General features: G+C 67.4%; 15 protein-coding genes. 5 read left to right on the forward strand and 10 right to left on the reverse strand.

What is annotated here, in order from left to right; genetic code table 11:
* Window positions 1-53: 53 nt before the first annotated feature.
* Window positions 54-944: an SDR family NAD(P)-dependent oxidoreductase gene (locus tag MJO58_RS01280; protein ID WP_239721781.1), complete on the forward strand. Its 891-nt coding sequence runs from the start codon at window positions 54-56 to the stop codon at window positions 942-944.
* The gene (locus MJO58_RS01285; RefSeq protein ID WP_239721782.1) at window positions 941-2,500 is read left to right on the forward strand and encodes an AMP-binding protein; all 1,560 of its coding nucleotides are present in this window, start codon (window positions 941-943) and stop codon (window positions 2,498-2,500) included. Before MJO58_RS01280 ends, MJO58_RS01285 begins: the two co-directional genes overlap by 4 nt.
* Here the strand turns inward: MJO58_RS01285 and MJO58_RS01290 are convergent.
* Both MJO58_RS01290 and MJO58_RS01295 read right to left on the reverse strand, forming a co-directional pair.
* On the reverse strand, window positions 2,497-7,353 hold the full coding sequence (locus tag MJO58_RS01290; RefSeq protein WP_239721783.1) for a cation-translocating P-type ATPase: 4,857 nt from the start codon (window positions 7,351-7,353) through the stop codon (window positions 2,497-2,499). The genes MJO58_RS01285 and MJO58_RS01290 overlap by 4 nt on opposite strands.
* A 160-nt stretch (window positions 7,354-7,513) precedes the next feature.
* The gene (locus MJO58_RS01295; RefSeq protein WP_239721784.1) at window positions 7,514-8,470 is read right to left on the reverse strand and encodes a sigma-70 family RNA polymerase sigma factor; all 957 of its coding nucleotides are present in this window, start codon (window positions 8,468-8,470) and stop codon (window positions 7,514-7,516) included.
* A 181-nt stretch (window positions 8,471-8,651) separates the two neighbouring features.
* On the opposite strand from MJO58_RS01295, the gene MJO58_RS01300 reads away from it, so the two are divergent.
* On the forward strand, window positions 8,652-9,422 hold the full coding sequence (locus MJO58_RS01300; RefSeq protein WP_239721785.1) for an SDR family NAD(P)-dependent oxidoreductase: 771 nt from the start codon (window positions 8,652-8,654) through the stop codon (window positions 9,420-9,422).
* A gap of 26 nt (window positions 9,423-9,448) precedes the next feature.
* Window positions 9,449-10,252: a DUF899 domain-containing protein gene (locus tag MJO58_RS01305; protein ID WP_239721786.1), complete on the forward strand. Its 804-nt coding sequence runs from the start codon at window positions 9,449-9,451 to the stop codon at window positions 10,250-10,252.
* Between the two features lie 47 nt (window positions 10,253-10,299).
* On the opposite strand, the gene MJO58_RS01310 is transcribed toward MJO58_RS01305, so the two are convergent.
* Window positions 10,300-10,524, reverse strand: coding sequence for a hypothetical protein (locus MJO58_RS01310; RefSeq protein WP_090598341.1), 225 nt, complete (start codon window positions 10,522-10,524; stop codon window positions 10,300-10,302).
* Between the two features lie 40 nt (window positions 10,525-10,564).
* Entirely contained in the window at window positions 10,565-10,942 is a 378-nt protein-coding gene (locus tag MJO58_RS01315; RefSeq protein WP_090608308.1) for a nuclear transport factor 2 family protein, read from the reverse strand.
* A 65-nt stretch (window positions 10,943-11,007) separates the two neighbouring features.
* Here MJO58_RS01315 and MJO58_RS01320 point away from each other — a divergent pair, with 65 nt between their 5' ends.
* A complete protein-coding gene (locus MJO58_RS01320; protein WP_239721787.1) occupies window positions 11,008-11,493 on the forward strand; it encodes an SRPBCC family protein in 486 nt (161 codons plus the stop codon).
* Here MJO58_RS01320 and MJO58_RS01325 read toward each other — a convergent pair.
* From MJO58_RS01325 to MJO58_RS01350, 6 genes are read right to left on the reverse strand one after another with little or no spacing between them, the layout of a single operon-like run.
* The gene (locus MJO58_RS01325) at window positions 11,490-12,650 is read right to left on the reverse strand and encodes an NDMA-dependent alcohol dehydrogenase (RefSeq protein WP_259608738.1); all 1,161 of its coding nucleotides are present in this window, start codon (window positions 12,648-12,650) and stop codon (window positions 11,490-11,492) included. The two genes, MJO58_RS01320 and MJO58_RS01325, sit on opposite strands and share 4 nt — an antisense overlap.
* Before the next feature lie 44 nt (window positions 12,651-12,694).
* Window positions 12,695-14,170, reverse strand: a complete 1,476-nt coding sequence (locus tag MJO58_RS01330) for an AMP-binding protein (RefSeq protein WP_239721788.1) — start codon at window positions 14,168-14,170, stop codon at window positions 12,695-12,697.
* Window positions 14,167-14,940 (reverse strand): SDR family NAD(P)-dependent oxidoreductase, encoded by a 774-nt coding sequence (locus MJO58_RS01335; RefSeq protein WP_239721789.1) that lies wholly within the window; start codon window positions 14,938-14,940, stop codon window positions 14,167-14,169. Before MJO58_RS01335 ends, MJO58_RS01330 begins: the two co-directional genes overlap by 4 nt.
* A 1-nt stretch (window position 14,941) precedes the next feature.
* The gene (locus MJO58_RS01340) at window positions 14,942-16,552 is read right to left on the reverse strand and encodes an AMP-binding protein (protein WP_239723484.1); all 1,611 of its coding nucleotides are present in this window, start codon (window positions 16,550-16,552) and stop codon (window positions 14,942-14,944) included.
* A 7-nt stretch (window positions 16,553-16,559) separates the two neighbouring features.
* Complete coding sequence (locus tag MJO58_RS01345; protein WP_090598349.1) at window positions 16,560-17,315, reverse strand: GntR family transcriptional regulator; 756 nt, start codon at window positions 17,313-17,315, stop codon at window positions 16,560-16,562.
* Window positions 17,315-18,919 (reverse strand): Vgb family protein, encoded by a 1,605-nt coding sequence (locus MJO58_RS01350; RefSeq protein ID WP_090598351.1) that lies wholly within the window; start codon window positions 18,917-18,919, stop codon window positions 17,315-17,317. Before MJO58_RS01350 ends, MJO58_RS01345 begins: the two co-directional genes overlap by 1 nt.
* Window positions 18,920-19,114: the final 195 nt, after the last annotated feature.

Below are 19,114 nucleotides of genomic sequence, written 5' to 3' on the forward strand. Positions count from 1 at the left end.
AAGCAGCGCTGCACCCGGACTCGGCACGCCATCTCGGTGAATGCGGTGTGAAGGTGAAACTGATAGGCCAGGCCATTAAGACGGCGACGGACCGATTGGCCAACCCGGCGCGGGTAGGCGATCCCGACAAGCTGCGCACCGCGGTTTCAGGCAAGACGGTGCTGGTCACCGGCGCCTCGTACGGAATCGGGGAGGCGACTGCCCGCAGGCTGGCCGCGGCCGGGGCGACGGTGCTGGTCGTCGCCCGCTCGGCGGAGCGGCTCGACGACCTTGCCGCGGCGATCAACGCCGGCGGCGGCCAGGCCTTCGCCTACCCGACGGATCTCAGCGACGAGGACGCCGTCCACGGGCTGACCAAGCAGATCACCGAGAACCACGGCCCGCTCGACATCGTCGTCAGCAATGCCGGCAAATCGCTGCGCCGTTCGCTGCATCACCAATACGACCGCCCCCACGATTTTCAGCGCACCATCGACATCAACTACCTGGGGCCGATTTGGCTGCTGCTGGGACTGCTGCCGGCCATGCGGGAAAACGGTGGCGGCCTCGTCGTGAACGTGTCGAGCGTCGGCGTGCGCGTGGTGCCGGGGCCGCAATGGGGCGCGTACCAGGCGTCCAAGGGCGCCTTCGATCGCTGGCTGCGCAGTGTGGCGCCGGAACTGCACGCCGACGGGGTGGACGTCACGTCGGTCTACTTCGCCCTGGTGCGAACCCGGATGATCGCCCCGACGCCGATCCTGGGCCGGCTTCCCGGTCTGTCGCCCGGCCAGGCCGCCGACGCCATAGCAAAGGCGATCATCGAGCGCCCGCGCACCAACGAGCCGCCCTGGGTGTTTCCGGCGGAGCTGGCCTCGGTGCTGCTGGCAGGTCCCGCCGACTGGGCGGCCCGGTTGTGGCATCGAAGGTTTTTCGCCGATTCGCGCGAGCGAAAGGACCAGGGATGACCGACGGAGTGGTCGCCACGACGGCCCGGGCCCTGGTGTCGTCGCGGCTGCTGAGTGTGCCCACCCCGGTCGCGGTGCTGCGGCTGGTCCGCGAGCTCTATCGCGGGGGCACCAACCTGTCGACGCTGTTGGCCGTCGCGGCGGCGCGCTGGCCGGACCGCACGGCGTTCATCGACGACGACGGGGCGTTGAGCTACCGAGAGCTGCAGTCCAAAACCGAGGCGCTCGCGCACGAACTCGTCCGCGACGGTGCCGGTCCGGGCGAGGCGGTGGGGATCATGTGCCGCAACGGCCGGGACTTCGCCACGTCCGTGTTCGCCGCGTCCCTGGTCGGAGCCGACGTGGTACTGGTGAACACGGAGTTTCGCAGCACGGCTCTCGCGGGTGCGCTGAGTTCGCACCAGGTCAGAAACCTGTTCTGCGACAACGAGTTTACCGATTTAGTCGCCGACGCCGCACCGTCGGTGGGTGTGATCGATCCGGCGACCGTGCAGATCCAGCCGGGCGTGCGGCGTCCACGCGTCGTCGAGTCCGGGCGGCTGATCCTGCTGACCTCGGGTACCACCGGTGTGCCCAAGGGTGTGCCGCGGATGCCGCGGATGAGTTCGGGCGTGGGTGTCGGCATGACGATTCTCGAGCGCACCGGGCTGCGCGTCGGGTCGCGAATCGCGGTGGCGGTACCGATGTTTCATGGTCTTGGCCTGGGCATGCTGATGCTCACGATCAGCCTGGGCGGCACGGTTCTGACGCGTCGGCGCTTTGCTGCCGAGGCGACGCTTGCCCAGGCATCGCTGCAGCGTGCCGATGCGCTCAGCGTGGTCCCCATCATGCTGGCGCGCATCTTGGACCTGCCGAAACGGGTTCGGATGCGAAACCCGTTGTCGTTACGGGTCGTGATATCCAGCGGTGATCGGCTCGACCCGAGCCTCGCGCGACGCTTCATGGACTCCTACGGCGAGATCCTCTACAACGGATACGGTTCCACCGAAGTCGGGATCGGCGCCCTGGCAACACCTTTCGAGCTGCGTCATGCCCCGGACACGGTGGGACGACCGGTCGCGGGATGCCCGGTGCGCATCTTCGACAAGAACGGCCGAGCCGTCGGGCCGCGGGTGACCGGCCGCATCTTCGTGGGCGGCGAGCTGACGACCAAGGGCTACATCGGCGGTGCTGACAAGATCGTCATCGACGAGATGACCAGCACCGGGGACATGGGCTATCTGGACAACTCGGGTCGGCTGTACATCGTCGGCCGCGAGGACGACATGATCGTGTCGGGCGGTGAGAACGTATATCCGCGTGCGCTGGAGAACGCGCTCGCCGCGCATCCCGACGTCGCCGAGAACGCGGTCGTCGGGGTGCCCGACGAACAGTTCGGCCGCCGCCTGGCGGCGTTCGTCGTGGCCCGCGCCCCGCGTCAGATCGACGTGACGAGGTTGCGGGAGTACTTGAAGGACAAGGTTTCTCGCTTCGAACAGCCCCGTGACATCCACGTCGTCGACAGCATTCCGCGCAACCCCGCTGGCAAGGTCATCCGAAAGGAACTGGCGACCTAGGCGTCCGGTTCGTCTTTGTGCTCGCCGTCGGGCTGGATCACACCGATGGCCTTGTTCAGCCAGTTGGGTGCCAGCCACGAGATCGCGGTGGCACCGGCGGTGGCTCCCATCACGCCCGACCAAGCGACCGGTCCCAGCGGCGTGCACCCGAAGAATTGGCTGACCACCGGCGTCTGCACGATGCCGACCAGCACCCCCGCGCTGCCCAGTGCGGTGGCCACGACGAGCGGGCTGTGCTGGCGCGTCAGCAGTGTCTGGGCTAGCTGCGTGGTCACCAGCGCGGTCAAACCCATTGTCGCCGTGCGACGTTCACTTCCCGGAGTCCAGCGACCGATCGTCCAGGCGGCTGTCGCACCCCCAGCCGTGACGACGCCACGGGTGACGATCTGGCGCATCAGTGGGGCGTCGAGCGACGGCGTGGGCCCGGTCAGCACCGCGAGTCGGTGTGCGGCGCGGGCTTTTTCGGCCTGTTCTTCGGTTTCGTACTCGGTCTCGTCGAGTTCGACGTACTGCGACGTCACGGCAACGGCGAGCGCGGGGAACATGTCGGTGAGCAGATTCACCAGCAACAGCTGACGGGTCCCCACCGGTGCGCGGCCCTGGCCGAACGCCGTCCCGATGATGGTGAACAGCACCTCGCCGACGTTGCCGCCGACCAGGATCGTGACCGCGTCGCGAACACCGGCCCACATGCTGCGGCCCTCCACCAGCGCGTCGAGCAGCACGGACAGGTCGCGATCGGTCAGGACGATGTCGGCGGCGCTACGAGCGGCCGACGAACCGCGGCCACTCACGCCGATGCCCACGTCGGCCATCCGGATGGCGGCGGCATCGTTGGCACCGTCGCCGACCATCGCCGTCACCCGCCCGCAGCGCTGCAGCGCGGCGACGATCTGCACCTTCTGCTCGGGGCTGACGCGAGCGAACACCTGGACGTTGGAAACCACCTTCGCGGCGGCGTCCTCGTCGAGACCGGCCAGCTCGGCGCCGGTGACGACCCGCGCATCCGCCGGCAGTCCCAGCTGACGGGCGATCGCCCGCGCGGTGATCGGGTGGTCTCCGGTGATCAGCACGACCTGGCGGCCGGCCGCCTCCAGCGCCTCGATCAACGGGCGCGACGATGCGCGGGCGGTGTCGGCCAGACCGACGTAGCCCAACAATTCGAGGTCCTGCGCGGTGGTATCGACGGCGTCGACGTCGGTGTCGTCGTCGTGAGTGGTCCCGTTCGGCCAGGGCCGTCGCGCTACCGCCAACACCCGCAAACCCCGCTCGGCGAGGCTGCGCACCACCGACTCCGCATGCGCACGGTCGGCTTCCGGGTCGGCGAAGCGGCAGCGGGGCAGCACCACTTCGGGTGCGCCCTTGAGCATCAGTACCGGCTTGTCGGCGTCCGCGCTCAGGGTGCCGATCGCGGCGGCGTAGCCCCGACTGGACTCGAATGGCACCTCGGCAAGAAGCTGCCATCCCGAATTGTTCTTGGTGAGAAGGAAATTCGCCGCGTTGACAATCGCCTCGTCGGTGGCGTGTGCGTGGCCCTGACCGTCTTGGGGCTGGGGGGACGCCCAGGCCGCCGCCCGCAGGACCGCGGCCGAGCGTGGATCCTCGGCCTCGGGGAAGGGATCGCCCGGACGAGCATCGTGCGGCATCGCGCACAGGACACGCAGCCGATTCTCGGTGAGCGTGCCGGTCTTGTCGAAACACACGGTGTCGACCCGGCCCAGCGCCTCGATCGTGCGCGGCGAGCGGACCAGCACTCCATGCGACGTCAGCCGCTGGGCGGCCGCGAGCTGGGACAACGTGGCCACCAGCGGCAGACCCTCCGGTACGGCGGCCACCGCGATCGCGACGCCGTCGGCGACGGCCTGGCGCAGCGACGCGCGGCGCAACAACGCCAGCGCGGTCACCGCGGCACCGCCGGTCAGCGTCAACGGCAGCACCTTGCTGGTGAGCTCGCGCAGCCGGGCCTGGACCCCGGCTGCGGTTTCGACGTCGGCGACCGCCGAAATCGCCCGGTGCGCAGCAGTATTGACGCCGGTGGCCACGACGATCGCGCGAGCGCGGCCCGCGACTATCGTGCTGCCCTCGAACAGCATGCTGGCTCGCTCGGGGTCGTTGACGGCGACCGGTTCCACCTGCTTGTCCACCGGCAGCGACTCCCCGGTGAGCAGCGACTCGTCGACCTCGAGGTCCTCGGCCACCAGCAGGCGCGCGTCGGCCGGCACCACCTCCGGGGCCGCCAGGTCGATGACGTCGCCGGGCCGCAGCGACTTGGCAGACACCGTGACCGTGCGGGTCGCGTTCTGGGCCGCCTCCAGGCGGCGCCGGGTGGTGGCCACGGCGGGGACCGCGACGCGGCGCACCAGCTGGTCCTGCTCGGCGAACAGCTCGGCGGCCGCCGCCTCGGCCCGCAACCGTTGTGCCCCACCGGTTATCGCGTTGGCCGTCATGACGCCGCCGACCAGCAGGGCGTCGATGTTGCTGCCGACGATGGCCGATGCGGCGGCTCCCACCGCCAGAATCGGGGTCAGCGGATCGGAGAGCTCGACCCGGGTCGCCGCGGCCAACCGCGCCAGGTTGTGCAGTGGCGCGCGCAGGCCCGCGAAGGGTGGGCTGTACGACAGGTCGTCGAGGCGGCGACGCCAGGATGGGGTCAGCGTTTCGACGGCCAACGGTCGCGAGCCGCCGGCCAGCCGCGAGTACACGATCTCGGGGTCCAGCGCGTGCCAGGCGGTGAGCGGTTGCGGGGTGGGGTCGGGCAGGCGCAAAACCCGGCTCGCCGAGAAGGTTCCGGCCACCAGCGCGGTGACCGCGGCGGCATTGACCGGGTTGAGCCAGCGGCGGAAGCTCGCCGGGTTTTTGGGCCGTTCCTGTTCGCTGCCGGTGACCAGCAGCAGCCCGGCCAGCGTGGTACCGCCCTGGGCCAGGTGAATCGCCGACTCGCTGGCCCCGCGGGCCACCGGAATCGCGGACAGGATCCGCACCGCGTCGGCGAGGTCGGTGCCGGTGATGATGTCCGCGGTCCACGGTGTGGCGGCGCGTGGATCATCAAGTGCCACACCAACATCGGCGATCGCCAACGCGGCGAGCGTGTCGGTCGACGCGAAGTCGCGGTGTACCGCGGTGATCAGCAGCACCGGGCCGCGATCGGCTCGCAGGTCACGTACCACGGTCAGCAGCGGGGTGCCGGGCGGGTGCGTCGCGGCGACGCTGGCGGTCAGATCCTCGGTGCCGGCCACGTGCCGCAAGACCACTCGGGCTCCGGTTCGATTCGCGGTCTGTAGCAACGGGATCGCGTACGGGTCGACTTCCCAACCGACCTCGACCCTGCCGACGCATTCGCCGTCGACCATCAAGTCGGCGCTTTCCAGGCCCTGCGCCGGGGTGGCCGACGGGCCTTGCACCGGAACCCATCTCAGATGCGCACCCGTGGCAGGCAACTCGTCGGGATCGGGTTCGGGCGCCTCTTCACCGTGAAGCAGCGCGTCGGCGACCTCGTAGACGCGGTCGTCGTCCCAGCCGGGCGCCTCTCCGATCGATTTCAAAACTGCACGGTGGTCTCCGCGCAGCGCCGCACCGTCGATGACGACCACCTTCACCCGGTCCAAGCGGCGCAGTGCGCCCGGGTCGAGGACCAGTTGTCCGCCGTTGGCGAGCCCGCGACCCAGCGTCGAGGCGAACGCCTGGCGGCCCATGTGCGCGGCCCGGGGCACCCCGGCCTCGATCGCGGCGGCCGCGTCTTCGGTGCCGCCGCCGGCCACCAACGCACTGGCCGCGGCGATCAATGAGCCGTTGGCCGCCGACTCGACATAGGCCTCCACCGGCCCGGCCATCGAGCCCTTCTCGGTGTCCATCGCGGCATCGATGGCCCCGCCGACCACGACGTGCGACGCTTCGCCCGCCGCGGCGGCGGCCCAGCTGTGCCGCGGCAGGTGCGACTTGGCTCCGGCCGAGGAGATGACGGGAACCACCGGAGCCTGCGGCCGCTCGGGCGAGGCCAGCTGCGGCTCCCGCTCGCGCCACACGCGACGATGTGCCGCCGCCTCGGTGATCTGCATGGTCCGCTGCGTCATATCGAGCAGCGGGGTGCCGAACGATTGGGTGAGCCCGTGCGCCGCTGCGGTGGTGGCGGCGAGCACGATGTCGGTGCCCACCCGCCCGAGCCGCGACTCCAGCACCGACACCAGGCGCGGTTGATGGTTGATCAGGGCGGCGGCCGCCCGGGTGGTTTGCGGCGCCGCGGGCAGCCGGGTCACCCAGCCGGTCACGGCGGCGGTCATCGCGACCATGTCCATGGCCGCCGAGGTGAGCGGCACCAGAATCGCCAGCGGGTTACCCGGGTCGGCGAACGGCGCGGAAATCGGTACGTCCGACTTCGTGGAAGCCAGGTCCGCGGCAATGGCCGCCACCGTCGACCGCACCTCGTCGAGGACGTCGTCGTAGTCTTCCGCGTCCTCGGAGAGTTCGAACACCAACCGGCCCAGCGAGCCCTCGACATGGGCTTCGGCGACGCCCGGAATCCGGCGAACGGGCTCCTCGACGACCGCCGAGTACTCGTACCACCGCGAGAACGGCAGCAACGGATCGAGGTCCAGGTGCACCCTCCGACCGCTCTGCCAGCGCACCGGAGGAGTGATGGGGGCAGGAGATCCGTTCGACGAGGGGCTGATCCCGAGAGCCCGGCTGGTGGAGCCGGCCATCGACTGCACCACGGGTCCGGCAAGTTCGACTACCGGGCTTGCCAAGAGCTGCACCGCGCCGGCAGCGCCGGCGGCAGTGGACACGCCGGCTTTCACCAGCTGGGCTGCTCCGTCGGTGAGACCAGCGACAACGCTGGTTACACCCGGAATCTTCATTCGGTCATCCTTAAAATGCGTCCGTCGCGCTAATAATCCTGAGGTGCTGGGGGCCTGTCCACATCTGCGCGCCAAGGCAGGCCGTGCGATGACACCACCGGCTCTGGTGGGTGGGGATTCGCTGGGTTAACAGCGGGTGTAATCGCGTCCCGTGAGAAGTTTACCGGCTGGATGCCAAATCAAACGTCGCGAACAACGCCGGGTCGAGGAAAACGGTAATCGCGGCGATTCCACCGGATCCCGGGGTGATGACGTGTATCGAATGGGCCCGCATAACGCCGTCGTCGGCGCGGCGGTACTCGGCCACGGCGGGTTGGGCATTTGCGGCGGTCCGGACCATCACAATGTCGCCGGCCGTCGTAAATGCGCGTGCGGCAAGGAATTCCATCACGGTGTCGCGGCCGGTGAACCACACCGGCATCGGCGGCATTTCGAGTTTGACATCGGCTTGCAGCAGCTCGGTCAGCGCGGCCATGTCGGCGTTTTCGAATGCCGCACAGTAACGGTCGAGCAATTCGCGGTGTTTCGCATCCTCGGGCTCGGCCGCGTCGTCTTCGGTGGGGGAGACCTCGGCGAGGCGGGCCCGCGCCCGCTGCAGCGCGCTGTTGACCGAGGCCGGGGTGGTTTCCAGGAGTTCGGCAACTTCGGCGGCGCTGAACTGCACCACGTCACGCAGTATCAGGACGGCCCGCTGCCGCGCGGGGAGTTCCTGCAGCGCCGTCATCACGGCCAGCCGCACACTGTGCCGTGCCGTCACGGTGTCTTCCGGTGTCGCGAACGCACGGGTGTCCGGGATCGGCTCCAGCCACTGATGGGCGCCGGCGCCGGCGCCGAGATCGGTGTCCGGGTCGACCGAGCTGTCACCCAGGCCGGCCGGCAGTACCCGCCGGGCGCGGTTCTCCAGCGCGCGCAGGCATGCGGTGGTGGCGATCCGGTACAGCCAGGTGCGCAGCGCGGCGCGCTCCTCGAACGCTTGATAACCGCGCCAGCCGCGCAGGTAGGTCTCCTGGACGAGGTCTTCTGCGTCGTGCACCGAGCCAAGCATCCGGTAACAGTGCGCGATCAACTCGCTGCGATACGGGGCCGCCTGCTCGATGAAATCTTGCTGAGCCGGCACGGTCGCTCTCCTTATGTCTAGCCGGGTGGGCAAACGCTACTCCTTCTACAGAGACATCGAGGCGGCGAAATTCATCGGTGTTGCGGCGATCAATTCGGTCGATGCGCCGTATCTGAACTAGTGGATGTCTAGCCAGGCCGGCGTTGCACCGGCAGAGTTCGTTATGGAAGCGAGTACGCACATGAATCGGCCCAACCAAACCGACGCCAGCGCTCTTGCCGGCAGCACCGCCATCGTGACCGGGGCGAGCCGAGGGTTCGGTCGCGCCATCGCTGCCGCGCTGACCGAGGTCGGCGCCGAGGTGGTCGGCGTCGCACGCACGGCCGCGCTGCTCGACGAGGTTCGCGGGCAGCTCGGCGATGCCTTCGTCCCGGTGGTCGCCGACGCCGCCGATCCGGCCACGGCGAGTGTGCTGATCGACAAGTACACCCCGCGCACCCTGGTGTTGTGCGCCGGGTCTGCGCCGCAGATGAGACCGGTGCAGGAGCACAGCTGGGAAACCTTTAGCGCCAACTGGAATGTGGATGTCGCACAAGCGTTTCACTGGACTCGTTACGCGCTGGCGCGCCCACTGGCGCCGGGCAGCTCGGTCATCCTGATGTCCAGCGGCGCCGCGGTCAACGGGTCGCCACTGTCGGGCGGATACGCCGGTGCGAAGTCGACCGTGAAATTCATCGGCAGCTATGCGGCCGGGGAGTCGGACCGGGCCGGGCTGGGGATCACCTTCGTCTCGGTGCTGCCGCGCCTGACCGCGGCCACCGAGCTGGGGGCCAAAGCCGCGGCGGCCTATGCCGAGCGGCAGGGCGTCGATCTCGACACCTTCGTCGCGTCGACCGGACCCGCGCTGACCGCCGAACTGGTCGGCACGTCGGTGTTGGCGATCGCCGGTGCCGAGCCCGGACAGCACGGCGCCTATCTGCTCACGGCGTCGGGCCTGTCGTCTTTGTCCTGACACCAAATCGAAAGGCGGACAACGCAATGGACACACCACCGATCGTGTCGGCCCAGGAGTGGGAGGCCGAGCGTCAGCGACTGCTGGTCAAGGAGAAGGAGGTGCTGCGGGCCCACGATGCGCTGGCGGCCATGCGCCGGCGCATGCCTTGGCTGGCCGTGGACCAGCAGTACGAATTCGAGGGGCCCGACGGCACGGTGAACTTGCTGGGGCTCTTCGCAGGCCGGCGTCAGCTGATCGTCTATCGCGCCTTCTTCGGACCCGACATCCACGGTTGGCCCGACCACGCCTGCCGCGGCTGCTCGATGATCGCCGACCATATCGGGAACCTTGCTCATCTCAACGCGCGCGACACCACCCTGGTGTTCGCGTCGCGCGCGCCGCAGCCCGACATCGAGCGGCTCAAGGCGCGGATGGGCTGGCAGATGCCGTGGTACACGATCACCGACACCTTCGGTGCTCGTTTCGACGTCGACTTCGGCGTGCACGAGTGGCACGGCACGAACGCATTCATTCATGACGGCGACCGGGTCTGGCGAACCTACTTCATCAACAACCGGGGCGACGAGGTCCTGGGCAACACGTGGAGCTTCCTGGACATGACGGCGCTCGGGCGTCAGGAGGACTGGGAGGATTCGCCGCCGGGTTACCCGCAGTCGGCACCGTATGAGTGGTGGGATTGGCACGACGCGTACGGCCAGCACGAGCCGTCGCGATGGTTCGGCGAACCCGACCCGGACGATCCGAACGACCAGCGGCCGCCACGCGTCGACCGAACCGCGTCGCCTAATTGCCCAGAATTAGGTGCGAATAACACGAATGCGCGGTAGCCGTCCAACGGCTACTCGCGCATTATCTCCCGACGCGTGAATTCGTTCTACAAAATTCGGTGGTGCGCCCTGTCGACCTGGTATCCGACCGGAAACGACTTCTCGATGACCTGCAGCTGATGGTCCACCCGGGACTCCAGTTCGAGAACGACACAGCTATCGCCGAGGGATTTTGATTCGAGAACAATGTACCGCTGGCCACAATCGATGATCGGGTCGCCCGAGTGCAATTTCTCGACCGCAACCGACTCCGGAGTTGCATCTGCCTCCATCCATGACACGTTAGGTCAATTCCGCGAATCAGGGAATAGATCACTCCTGGGCGCTGTCGGCGTGGCGCTGCTTGAAAAAAACGCTGACCCGCGAGATCAGGCCGTCGCCGTCTTGCTCGAACAGGATGCACTCGGGCCACGTCGTCGCAACGCCATCGATCTCGAATGCCTCGGACAGCTCGGCATACGACACCCGGGAGTCGACGTGCGAGACCCGCTGCACGTGTAACCGATGGCCCTGGAGATTGGTGCATACCTTGCGCAGGTAGGCGACGTAGTGCGCTTTGCCCTCGATGACATCGCAGAACGGACCCTCCCGGGTTAGTCCTTCGTCGGCGATGGTGTCGGCCAGGCCCTCCCAATCGTGAGCGGCCAGGCATTCCAGGTAGCGCTCGACCACGTGACCTTGCGTGCCCATGTCGCCTCCACTCGCTTCTGGGTCCACGGTAAGCGCCCCGCGGGGGCAGGGCTAGGTTCTTCGGTATGAGTTTGTGGACCGCGCACTCCGAACACGCGCTGTCAGAAGATGTGCCCGCCCCGCCGGATGCGGTGCGCGACTTCTACGTGGATTTGCACAACATCAAACTCGTGCACCCGCTGATCGTGTCGGTGGAGTCACTCGAGCACAGCGAAACGCCGGATGGCTACCGGCAGAGCTACCGGGTGGTCGATCGAATTCCGTTGGGCCCCTTCATCAAGGAGATTACTTACCAGGCGTGCCTGCACGTCCGCCACAGCGGCTACGTGCTCACCGAGGCCGATCAATCCCCGGGGGTGCGCCTGCGCGGAATGGTGAGCTTCGAGCCGATCCAGGAGCCGATAGTCGGCACCCGGCTCACCGAGCGGATCCGCATTTCCGCGCCCCGGTTACTGGCCCCGATCACCCGGAGCGAGGGGGTCAAGGCACACATCAAGATGCTGGCCGGCATCCGGGAGCATTTCGAATCCGCCCGAGCGACGGAGGGTTAGACGCCGGCGAAATCGATCACGCCGCGAATGTTGCGGCCCTCCCGGAGGTCCGCCATCGCCTCGTTGATCTGGTCAAGCTGATAGTGGTGGGTGACCAGTTCGTCGAGCTTCACCGCGCCCGCCTGGTACATCGACAGCAGCATCGGCACACTGGTGCGCGGATTCATTCCGCCGTACAGCGCTCCCTTGAGTTGTTTGGCCGACAGCACCATCTCCTGCAGGACCAGCGGAACCATCGCCTCCGTGTACGGGGTGATGCCGGTGACCACGCAGGTCCCACCCTTGCGAAGCAGCCTCATGGCCTTGGGGATCAAATCCACGTGCAGAACACCGGGGGTCAAGACGACGCGGTCGGCCATCACGCCGGCGGTGATGTCCCCCACCAGGGGCGTGGCCTCCTCGGCGGAGGCGGCGGCATGCGTGGCACCGAAGATCTTCGCCGAATCCCGCTTGTATTCAACCGGATCCACCGCGACGACATATTTCGCGCCGGCGGCGCGCGCTCCCTGCAGGGCGTTCATCCCGACGCCGCCGGTGCCGATGACTACCACCGTGTCACCGGGTTCGGTACCGGCCGTCACCGTCGCGGAGCCCCAACCGGTGCTGACGCCGCACGAGACGAGCGAGGCGGCATGGAACGGGACCGTGTCGCCGATCTTGATGACGGATCTTTCCGTCAGGACCGCGTACTCGGCGAATGTGCCGAGTTGACCGTAGGCCATCAGGTTTTCGTCGCCGAGATGCCGGCGGCACGTTCCGTCGGTCGGCATCTCTCGGGAGAACAGACTTGCGCCGGCATCGCAGATATAGCTCTGCCCGTTCACGCAAAACCGGCAATCGCCGCATGCGGGAATGAAGGACATCGCCACCCGATCACCCGGCCGCACCGTCGTGACGCCCGGCCCGACTTCTTCGACGACGCCAGCGCCCTCATGACCGCCGATCATCGGGAACCAGTCTGGCTCAGGGATACCCGTCGCGGCCCGCACCTCGGCAGTCGGCAACACGTCGCCGGTGTACAGATGGTCATCGGAGTGGCAGATTCCGGCGACGGCCATTTGCACCAGGACCTCACCCGCGTGCGGCGGATCAAGCTCAATCTCGCGGATCTCCCAGTCCTGGCCGACCCCGCGAATCACAGCGGCACGACACTTCATTGCGACCTCCTTGATCTCTGATCTCTCCGGCATCCGCAGCGGGCTCATTGCGCCAAGCTGGCGCGCAGTTCCCGCTTGAGCACCTTGCCGTAGCTGTTTTTCGGTAGCTCGTCGACGAATTCGTAACGCTTGGGCCGCTTAAAGCGGGCAATGCGCCGCAACAGATGCGCGTCCAAGGCCGCGGGGTCGACCGCGCCGACGATGAACGCAACAACCACCTCACCCCACTCGGCATCGGGTGCTCCGACCACGCACGCCTCCGCGACGCCGGGGTGCTCGAGCAGCACCTCCTCCACCTCGCGGGGGTAGATGTTGCTTCCGCCGCTGATGACAACATCTTTCGATCGATCGCGCAGCGTCAGAAAGCCGCGCGCGTCGAACGAACCCATGTCACCGGTGTAGAGCCAGCCGTCTTTGAGTGTGGCGTCGGTCGCCACGGGATTTCGCCAGTAACCGGACATGACCGCGTCGCCGCGGCACACGATTTCGCCGACCTCGCCGACGGACACCGGGTGGCCGTCCGCGTGCAGCACCGCGACCTCCATCCCCGACCGCGCATAACCGACCGAACCCAGAACCGCGTCGTCGTCGGATTCGTGGTCGGCCGCGCGCAACCCGGTGATGGTCATCGGGGACTCGCCCTGCCCATAGATCTGGGCGAAGATCGGGCCGAACGCCGTGATCGCCCTGCGCAGGCTCTCGACGTACATGGGCCCGCCGCCGTAAACGATCATCTTGAGATTGGCCGGACGGCCGCGGCCCGTATCGACCAGCCGTTGCACCATCGTCGGAGCCAGAAATGCCCTGGCGGCCGGGTGATGCTCGCACAGATCGAGGAACTCGTCGGGATCGAACGCCCCGGATTCGGGCACCACCTGGCGGGCGGCGCGCAGCACATACGGCAGGACGTAAAGCCCGGAGCCGTGCGACATCGGCGCCGCGTGCACAAGGCTGCAGTCCCGGTCGACCGCGTCGATGTCGGCGAGGTGGGCGACGGTCATCGCCGTGAGGTTGCGGTGCGACAGCATCGCGCCCTTGGATCGGCCGGTGGTGCCGCTGGTGTAGAACAGCCACGCCAATGCGGCCGGATCGGTGCGCGGCGGCGGCGCCGACGGGGCGGCATCGAGCCGCCGTGAATAGTCCTCGGACGCAATGATTTCCGTACACGTCGTGGTGATCGGGGCGAGATCGGCGCCGATCTTGGTGGAGGCGAACACCTGCGCGGCGCCCGCATCCTCGAGGATCTGCGCTATTTCAAGGGGATGCAGCTTGAAGTTGATCGGGACGACGACGCATTCGGCGGCCCAGATCGCGAACATCAATTCGATGATCTCCGGGCAGTTGTGCGTCGCGATCGCTATACGCGCATCCGCACCGTGCTGCTGCCGGATCGACGCCGCCAGCCGTAACACCCGGTCGCGCAACTCAATCCACGTGCATACTTCGCGGTTCCCGCGATACACGGCGCCGCAATCGGGGAACCGGCTGGCGGCCTGCTCGAGCAGCGCGAACAGGTTCATTGCTCGATCCACCGTGATTCCAGCGCGAAGTCCGACAGATACTTCGTCGAACTCCATCCGCCGTCCACGACGATCGTTTGGCCGTTGATGAAACTTCCGCCCGGCGAGCACAGGAAGGCCACGGTGCTGGCTATGTCGTCGATGCGACCCAACCGCTGATGCGGAGTCATCTCGGTGTTGATTTTGCGGAACCGCTCGTCCTCCAAGCGCCTCTCGACCATCGGCGTCACCGTCACCCCGGGTGCGACGGCGTTGCAGCGGATGCCGGACGCGCCGTACTGGCAGGCGATGTGGGTGGTCAGTGCGGTCAGCCCGCCCTTGGCGGCGGAGTAGGCGCCGCCGCGCAGGCCGCCGACGACGGCGAATGTCGATGTCACGTTGATGATCGCCGACCCCGGGGCCATGTGTGGCAGCACGTCGCGGGCGAGCCGAAACGGCGCCCGCAACATCAAACCCAAGAAGTAGTCCAGGGTTTCATCGTCGGTCTCGTGCAGCGGTTTGGGGCTGCCCACTCCGGCATTGTTGATCAGGAAGTCGATGTGGCCCCAGCGCTGCACCGCGAGATCCACGATGCGTCGCGGCGCGTCATCGTCGGTCAAGTCGACCGCGAGCGTCGCGACGCGATCCGAATCGTCGATCGCACTCTCGAGTTCGGCGAGCCGATCTGGGTCGCGGCCCGTTCCCAGAATCGCCATGCCCATCTCGGCGAGTCTTGTCGCGCAGCCCAAGCCGATACCGCTGCTGGCTCCCGTGACGATCGCGACCTGCATCTCACCCGTCCTTATTTGCGTTGGTCAAAGACGCTCGGATCTGATGCTTGAGAACCTTGCCCGCGTCGTTCTTCGGCAGGGCATCGGTGATCACGACCTGCTCTGGTGCCTTGAATTTGGCGACGCCCTTGCTCACCAGCAGCGCAAGCAGGCTCGCGACGTCCGGGGTGGCCGTCCCTTCGGGAACGATCACCGCACAGGCCCGTTCTCCGGTGCGCTCGTCGGGCAGCCCGACGACGGCGATCTCGGCGATGCCGGGGTGGTCGGCGAGCAGGTCCTCGACCTCCTTGGCCGAGATGTTCTCGCCGCTGCGGATGATGACGTCCTTGGCCCGGCCGGTCACCACGAGGTACCGGTCGTCGGAACCGGCTGAGACCCAGCGCCCAAGGTCCCCGGTGCGGAAAAAGCCTGCGGCATCAAAGGAGTCGGCTTGCGCGTGCCGATAACCCACCAGCATCTGCGGGCCGCGCACGCAGATTTCGCCGTCGCCGGCCGGTGCGGACTCGTGCGCGACGATTTTGATCTCAGCGATCCCGGGTCTGCCGTCGGTGTCCGCCGCGCAGTCGACTTCGTCGTCCCCCGGAGCGCCGACCGTCGTGACGGGCACTTCCGTGCACCCATACACCCGGGTGACCACCGCACGGTCGAAATACGCTGCGGCACGGCGGATCAGCATCGGAGATACGGATGCGCCGCCGCAGATGAAGACCTTCAAGCCGGGTAGCCGGGTGCCGGCTTGCTCGGCGGCCGACAACAGCTGCTGCAGGAATGGCGTGGCCCCGGCCATGTGGGTACATCGCTCGGCGTCCATCAGTGCGACCGCCTTCGACGGTTCCCATCGGTCCATCAGAACCGCGGTCGTTCCCAGCAGTAGCGGGCATTCGAAGGCGTATATAGAGCCACCGATATGGGCGATCGGCGACGGGACCAGGAACGTGTCGCCCGGCTCGATCATCCAGTGGTCGCGGATCTGACAGATCAGGGCGTGTATCGAATTATGGCTGTGTAGGACGCCTTTCGGGCGACTCGTGGTGCCCGAGGTGTAAAGGATCATCCGCACCGAATCGGGATCCAGCTCCGGAAGCGTCACGTCCTGCTGCTCCGCCAGCAGGGCCGCGTACGGTGTGTGTGAACCGGCGCTGCCGCGGACCACCACCACGGCCGGTGCCGGGCTCATCGCGGTCGTCACCCGGTCGAGCATCGCCGCGTAGTCATGCCCGCTGTATTGGCCAGGGACGAAAATCATTGCGGCATCGGAATCGTCGAGGATGAAACGCAGATCGTGGTCGCGCAGCGACGGCAGGATCGGGTTCACGACCATTCCGGCCAGCGTCGCGGCCAGGTAGATGACGGCGGCCTCGTGCCAATTCGGCAGCATGAACGACACCACGCTGCCCGTCGGCATGCGCGACACCAGAGCGGTTGCCAACGCGCTGGCCTGGGTGTAGAGCGCGACACAATCCAGCCGAACGTCCTTGTCCACCAGAAGTACTCGCTGCGGCGACATTTCGGCGGCGGTGCGCAGCGAATCGGCCAGCGTGGTGTGCACCCAGAGCTCGCGGCGGTATGCCTGAAAGGCATGCGGCGTGTCCTGCGGGACCCGGGCGATCACCACGACCTCATCTCGGGGTGGCCTGACCGGTGACGCGACGCATGGTCATCGCGTACCGAAATTTCGACGACAGGTGAGTGTTGATCGTGACCTGAGCCACCTCGCCGTCCGAGGTCGTGTAGGTGCGCCGCATCTGCAGGGCGGCCGTTCCCGCTTCGACACCCAGGCCGTCGGCCAGTTCCGGCGACAGCAACACTGCCGCGATCTCCTGATGCAACGCAGCGACGCTGACGCCGAACAGATCCTCGATCAGCGGAAAAATAGGGCCAGCATGTCGTTGCAGCAGCCTGCCGACCGCGGCGAAACTCCGGCTGATGTAGTACTCGGTGCGGCACAGCGGCACCGACGCGCCGTCGGCCTGTCGGTAGCCCCGTACCGACAGCCACTGGGTGCCGACCTCGAGTCCGGTCGCAGCGGCCAGCTCCTCGTCGATCGTCACCATCGCGTTGGATTCGATGGTGAGTTGCGCGCCGGCCGCGAACGCGAGGAGGTCGTCGATGGACATCGCGTCCTGTGCGTAGGAACTCGATGCCGGCCGGGGCACCACCCGGGTGCCCGCCCGCGGTCGAGACGCGACCAGGTTGTCCTCGCGCAGTCGGCGCAGCGCCTCGCGGACGGTATAGCGGCTCACCGCGAAGCGCTCACACAGTTGGTGTTCGGTCGGCAGTTGTGAGCCCACCGGATAGACGCCGTCGACGATCTCCTTGCGCAGCGTGCGTGCGATCTGCAGGTAGCGGTGGTCACCCGCGATGGCCTGGGGCATCAGCCGCGGTCCTTGCGCAGTGCCAGCACGCTGCCGTCGCCGTCGGCCGAGAGGTAGATCGTTCCGTCGGCCGCGGCGGTGATCCCGGCGAATGGGCCCTGCGGTCCGGAAAACGGCGGCATACCCCGCAGCGGCTTCGGCGTGACGCCCGGCGGCGGGCCGACCGGCAGCCCGGACGCGATCGTGCGCCGAGCGCTGCTGGTCAGGTCGAACGCGACCAACTCCTTGGCGCCGGCATCGACGACGTAGAGCACTCTGCCTTGCACCAGAATTCCTTGCGGTCGTTGCAGATTAGCGACAACGGTATCGATCTTCGACCCGTTCAACCTGACCACCCGGCCCGCCCCGGCCTCGGCGACCAGGCAGGCTCCGTCGGGATCGATCGCGACGCCGACCGGCTCGCGCAGATCGGTGGCCAGCACCTCGGTACCGCCCGACCGCGCCGACAGCACCCGTCCCGTGCCCAGCTCCGCGAACACCACACCGCCGGGGCCCAGCGCGACACCGTAGAGCTGGTCGAAACCGTCTGCCAGCAACTCGGTTTCGTTCGCCTCGGGTCGGTAGCGGCTGACCTGTCCGCCGGACGTCGTGACGACGAACTCGCCGGGCCCGCTGGCGACAAGGCCGCGCAGGAATCCGGGATAGCCGGGGCTGAAGAGCATGCCCGCGGTGTGCAAGGACCCGTCGGGCAGAGCGATGTAAAAGTAGGTGCCGTCGGCGATGTAGAGCTGTCCGTCATGGCCGACCGCGAGGTCCAGCGGCCAGTTGAGTCCACCGGCCAACACGGATTGTGTTGCGCCATAGGGTGATATCTCGGTGATCTCGCCGGTGAAGTTGGAGACGAACAGCTGCTCACCGACGAAGGTGCAGTTGTCCAGGCCCGGATTCAGCTGGGCGAGCAGTTGCCGATCGCCGCTGCGGGGATCGATGCGCAGCACCTGCCCACTTGCCACCTGGGTCGAAACGATTCGGCCTTGCGCGTCGAACTTGACCGAATCGGGTACTCCGAGATCACTTGCGACACATTGTGGTTCACCGCCGTCGGGGTCGATACGCCAGATTTCGTTGGCGCCCATCACCGGAAAATAGAGCAGGCCGTCCGGGCCGACCTCCATCGCGTTCGGTGAGGGCACGTTCTCCAAGAGCACCCGTGGCGGTCCGCCGGCCAGGTCGAACTCCAGCAGCCGTCCGCCCTCACGGCATTCACCGACGAACAACCGGCCCTGATGGAAGGTGATGCCGTTGGCCGACGGCACGTCGTCCCGCAACACCCGCGTCCGGCCGCCGGTATCGCGCACGCTGACCCGGCCGTCCATCACCTCGGTCGCATACAGGTTGCCGTGAGCGTCGAACGCGACGTCGTCGGGGGCCACAATGTCGCCGCCCGTGGGGCTGGCGGTCACGAGTTCCCCGGTGCGGGGATCCAGCGCGCTGATCTGACTGCCGGTGACCTGGGCGATGTAGATGCGACCGTCCGGGCCGGTACGCAACCCGTTGGCGCCGAACAGCCGACTGGGCGCGGTGACTCGTTCGAGCTCCCAACCCGCGGCGACGTCGACGGGGTGCGTCACCGGGTACCGCGAGGGCTGCGTAGAGATCGCCATGGCTCGCCGAGGTCCTTCCGTCAGCCGTCTGGGCTGGACGTTATCAAGTCGCCGTAGTCCAGACAATAGCCGCCAAGTGTGGCGTCACGACCTTGACAGCAAAGTCTGCCGATCGGAATAGTGTTCTCCAAAGGACAGAATGAGATGTTTTGTCCGGACAAAACAGGTGATAGTTTCCGGCTGCGGACGATGACG

The sequence above is a fragment of the Mycobacterium lentiflavum genome (genome assembly GCF_022374895.2).
Taxonomy (GTDB): Bacteria; Actinomycetota; Actinomycetes; order Mycobacteriales; family Mycobacteriaceae; genus Mycobacterium; species Mycobacterium lentiflavum.

Coding starts and splice junctions, on each gene's coding strand:
- MJO58_RS01285 (WP_239721782.1), top strand. CDS start 941: ATGACCGACGGAGTGGTCGCCACGACGGCCCGGGCCCTGGTGTCGTCG.
- MJO58_RS01290 (WP_239721783.1), bottom strand. CDS start 7,353: ATGAAGATTCCGGGTGTAACCAGCGTTGTCGCTGGTCTCACCGACGGA.
- MJO58_RS01300 (WP_239721785.1), top strand. CDS start 8,652: ATGAATCGGCCCAACCAAACCGACGCCAGCGCTCTTGCCGGCAGCACC.
- MJO58_RS01305 (WP_239721786.1), top strand. CDS start 9,449: ATGGACACACCACCGATCGTGTCGGCCCAGGAGTGGGAGGCCGAGCGT.
- MJO58_RS01310 (WP_090598341.1), bottom strand. CDS start 10,524: ATGGAGGCAGATGCAACTCCGGAGTCGGTTGCGGTCGAGAAATTGCAC.
- MJO58_RS01315 (WP_090608308.1), bottom strand. CDS start 10,942: ATGGGCACGCAAGGTCACGTGGTCGAGCGCTACCTGGAATGCCTGGCC.
- MJO58_RS01320 (WP_239721787.1), top strand. CDS start 11,008: ATGAGTTTGTGGACCGCGCACTCCGAACACGCGCTGTCAGAAGATGTG.
- MJO58_RS01325 (WP_259608738.1), bottom strand. CDS start 12,650: ATGAAGTGTCGTGCCGCTGTGATTCGCGGGGTCGGCCAGGACTGGGAG.
- MJO58_RS01330 (WP_239721788.1), bottom strand. CDS start 14,170: ATGAACCTGTTCGCGCTGCTCGAGCAGGCCGCCAGCCGGTTCCCCGAT.
- MJO58_RS01335 (WP_239721789.1), bottom strand. CDS start 14,940: ATGCAGGTCGCGATCGTCACGGGAGCCAGCAGCGGTATCGGCTTGGGC.
- MJO58_RS01345 (WP_090598349.1), bottom strand. CDS start 17,315: ATGCCCCAGGCCATCGCGGGTGACCACCGCTACCTGCAGATCGCACGC.
- MJO58_RS01350 (WP_090598351.1), bottom strand. CDS start 18,919: ATGGCGATCTCTACGCAGCCCTCGCGGTACCCGGTGACGCACCCCGTC.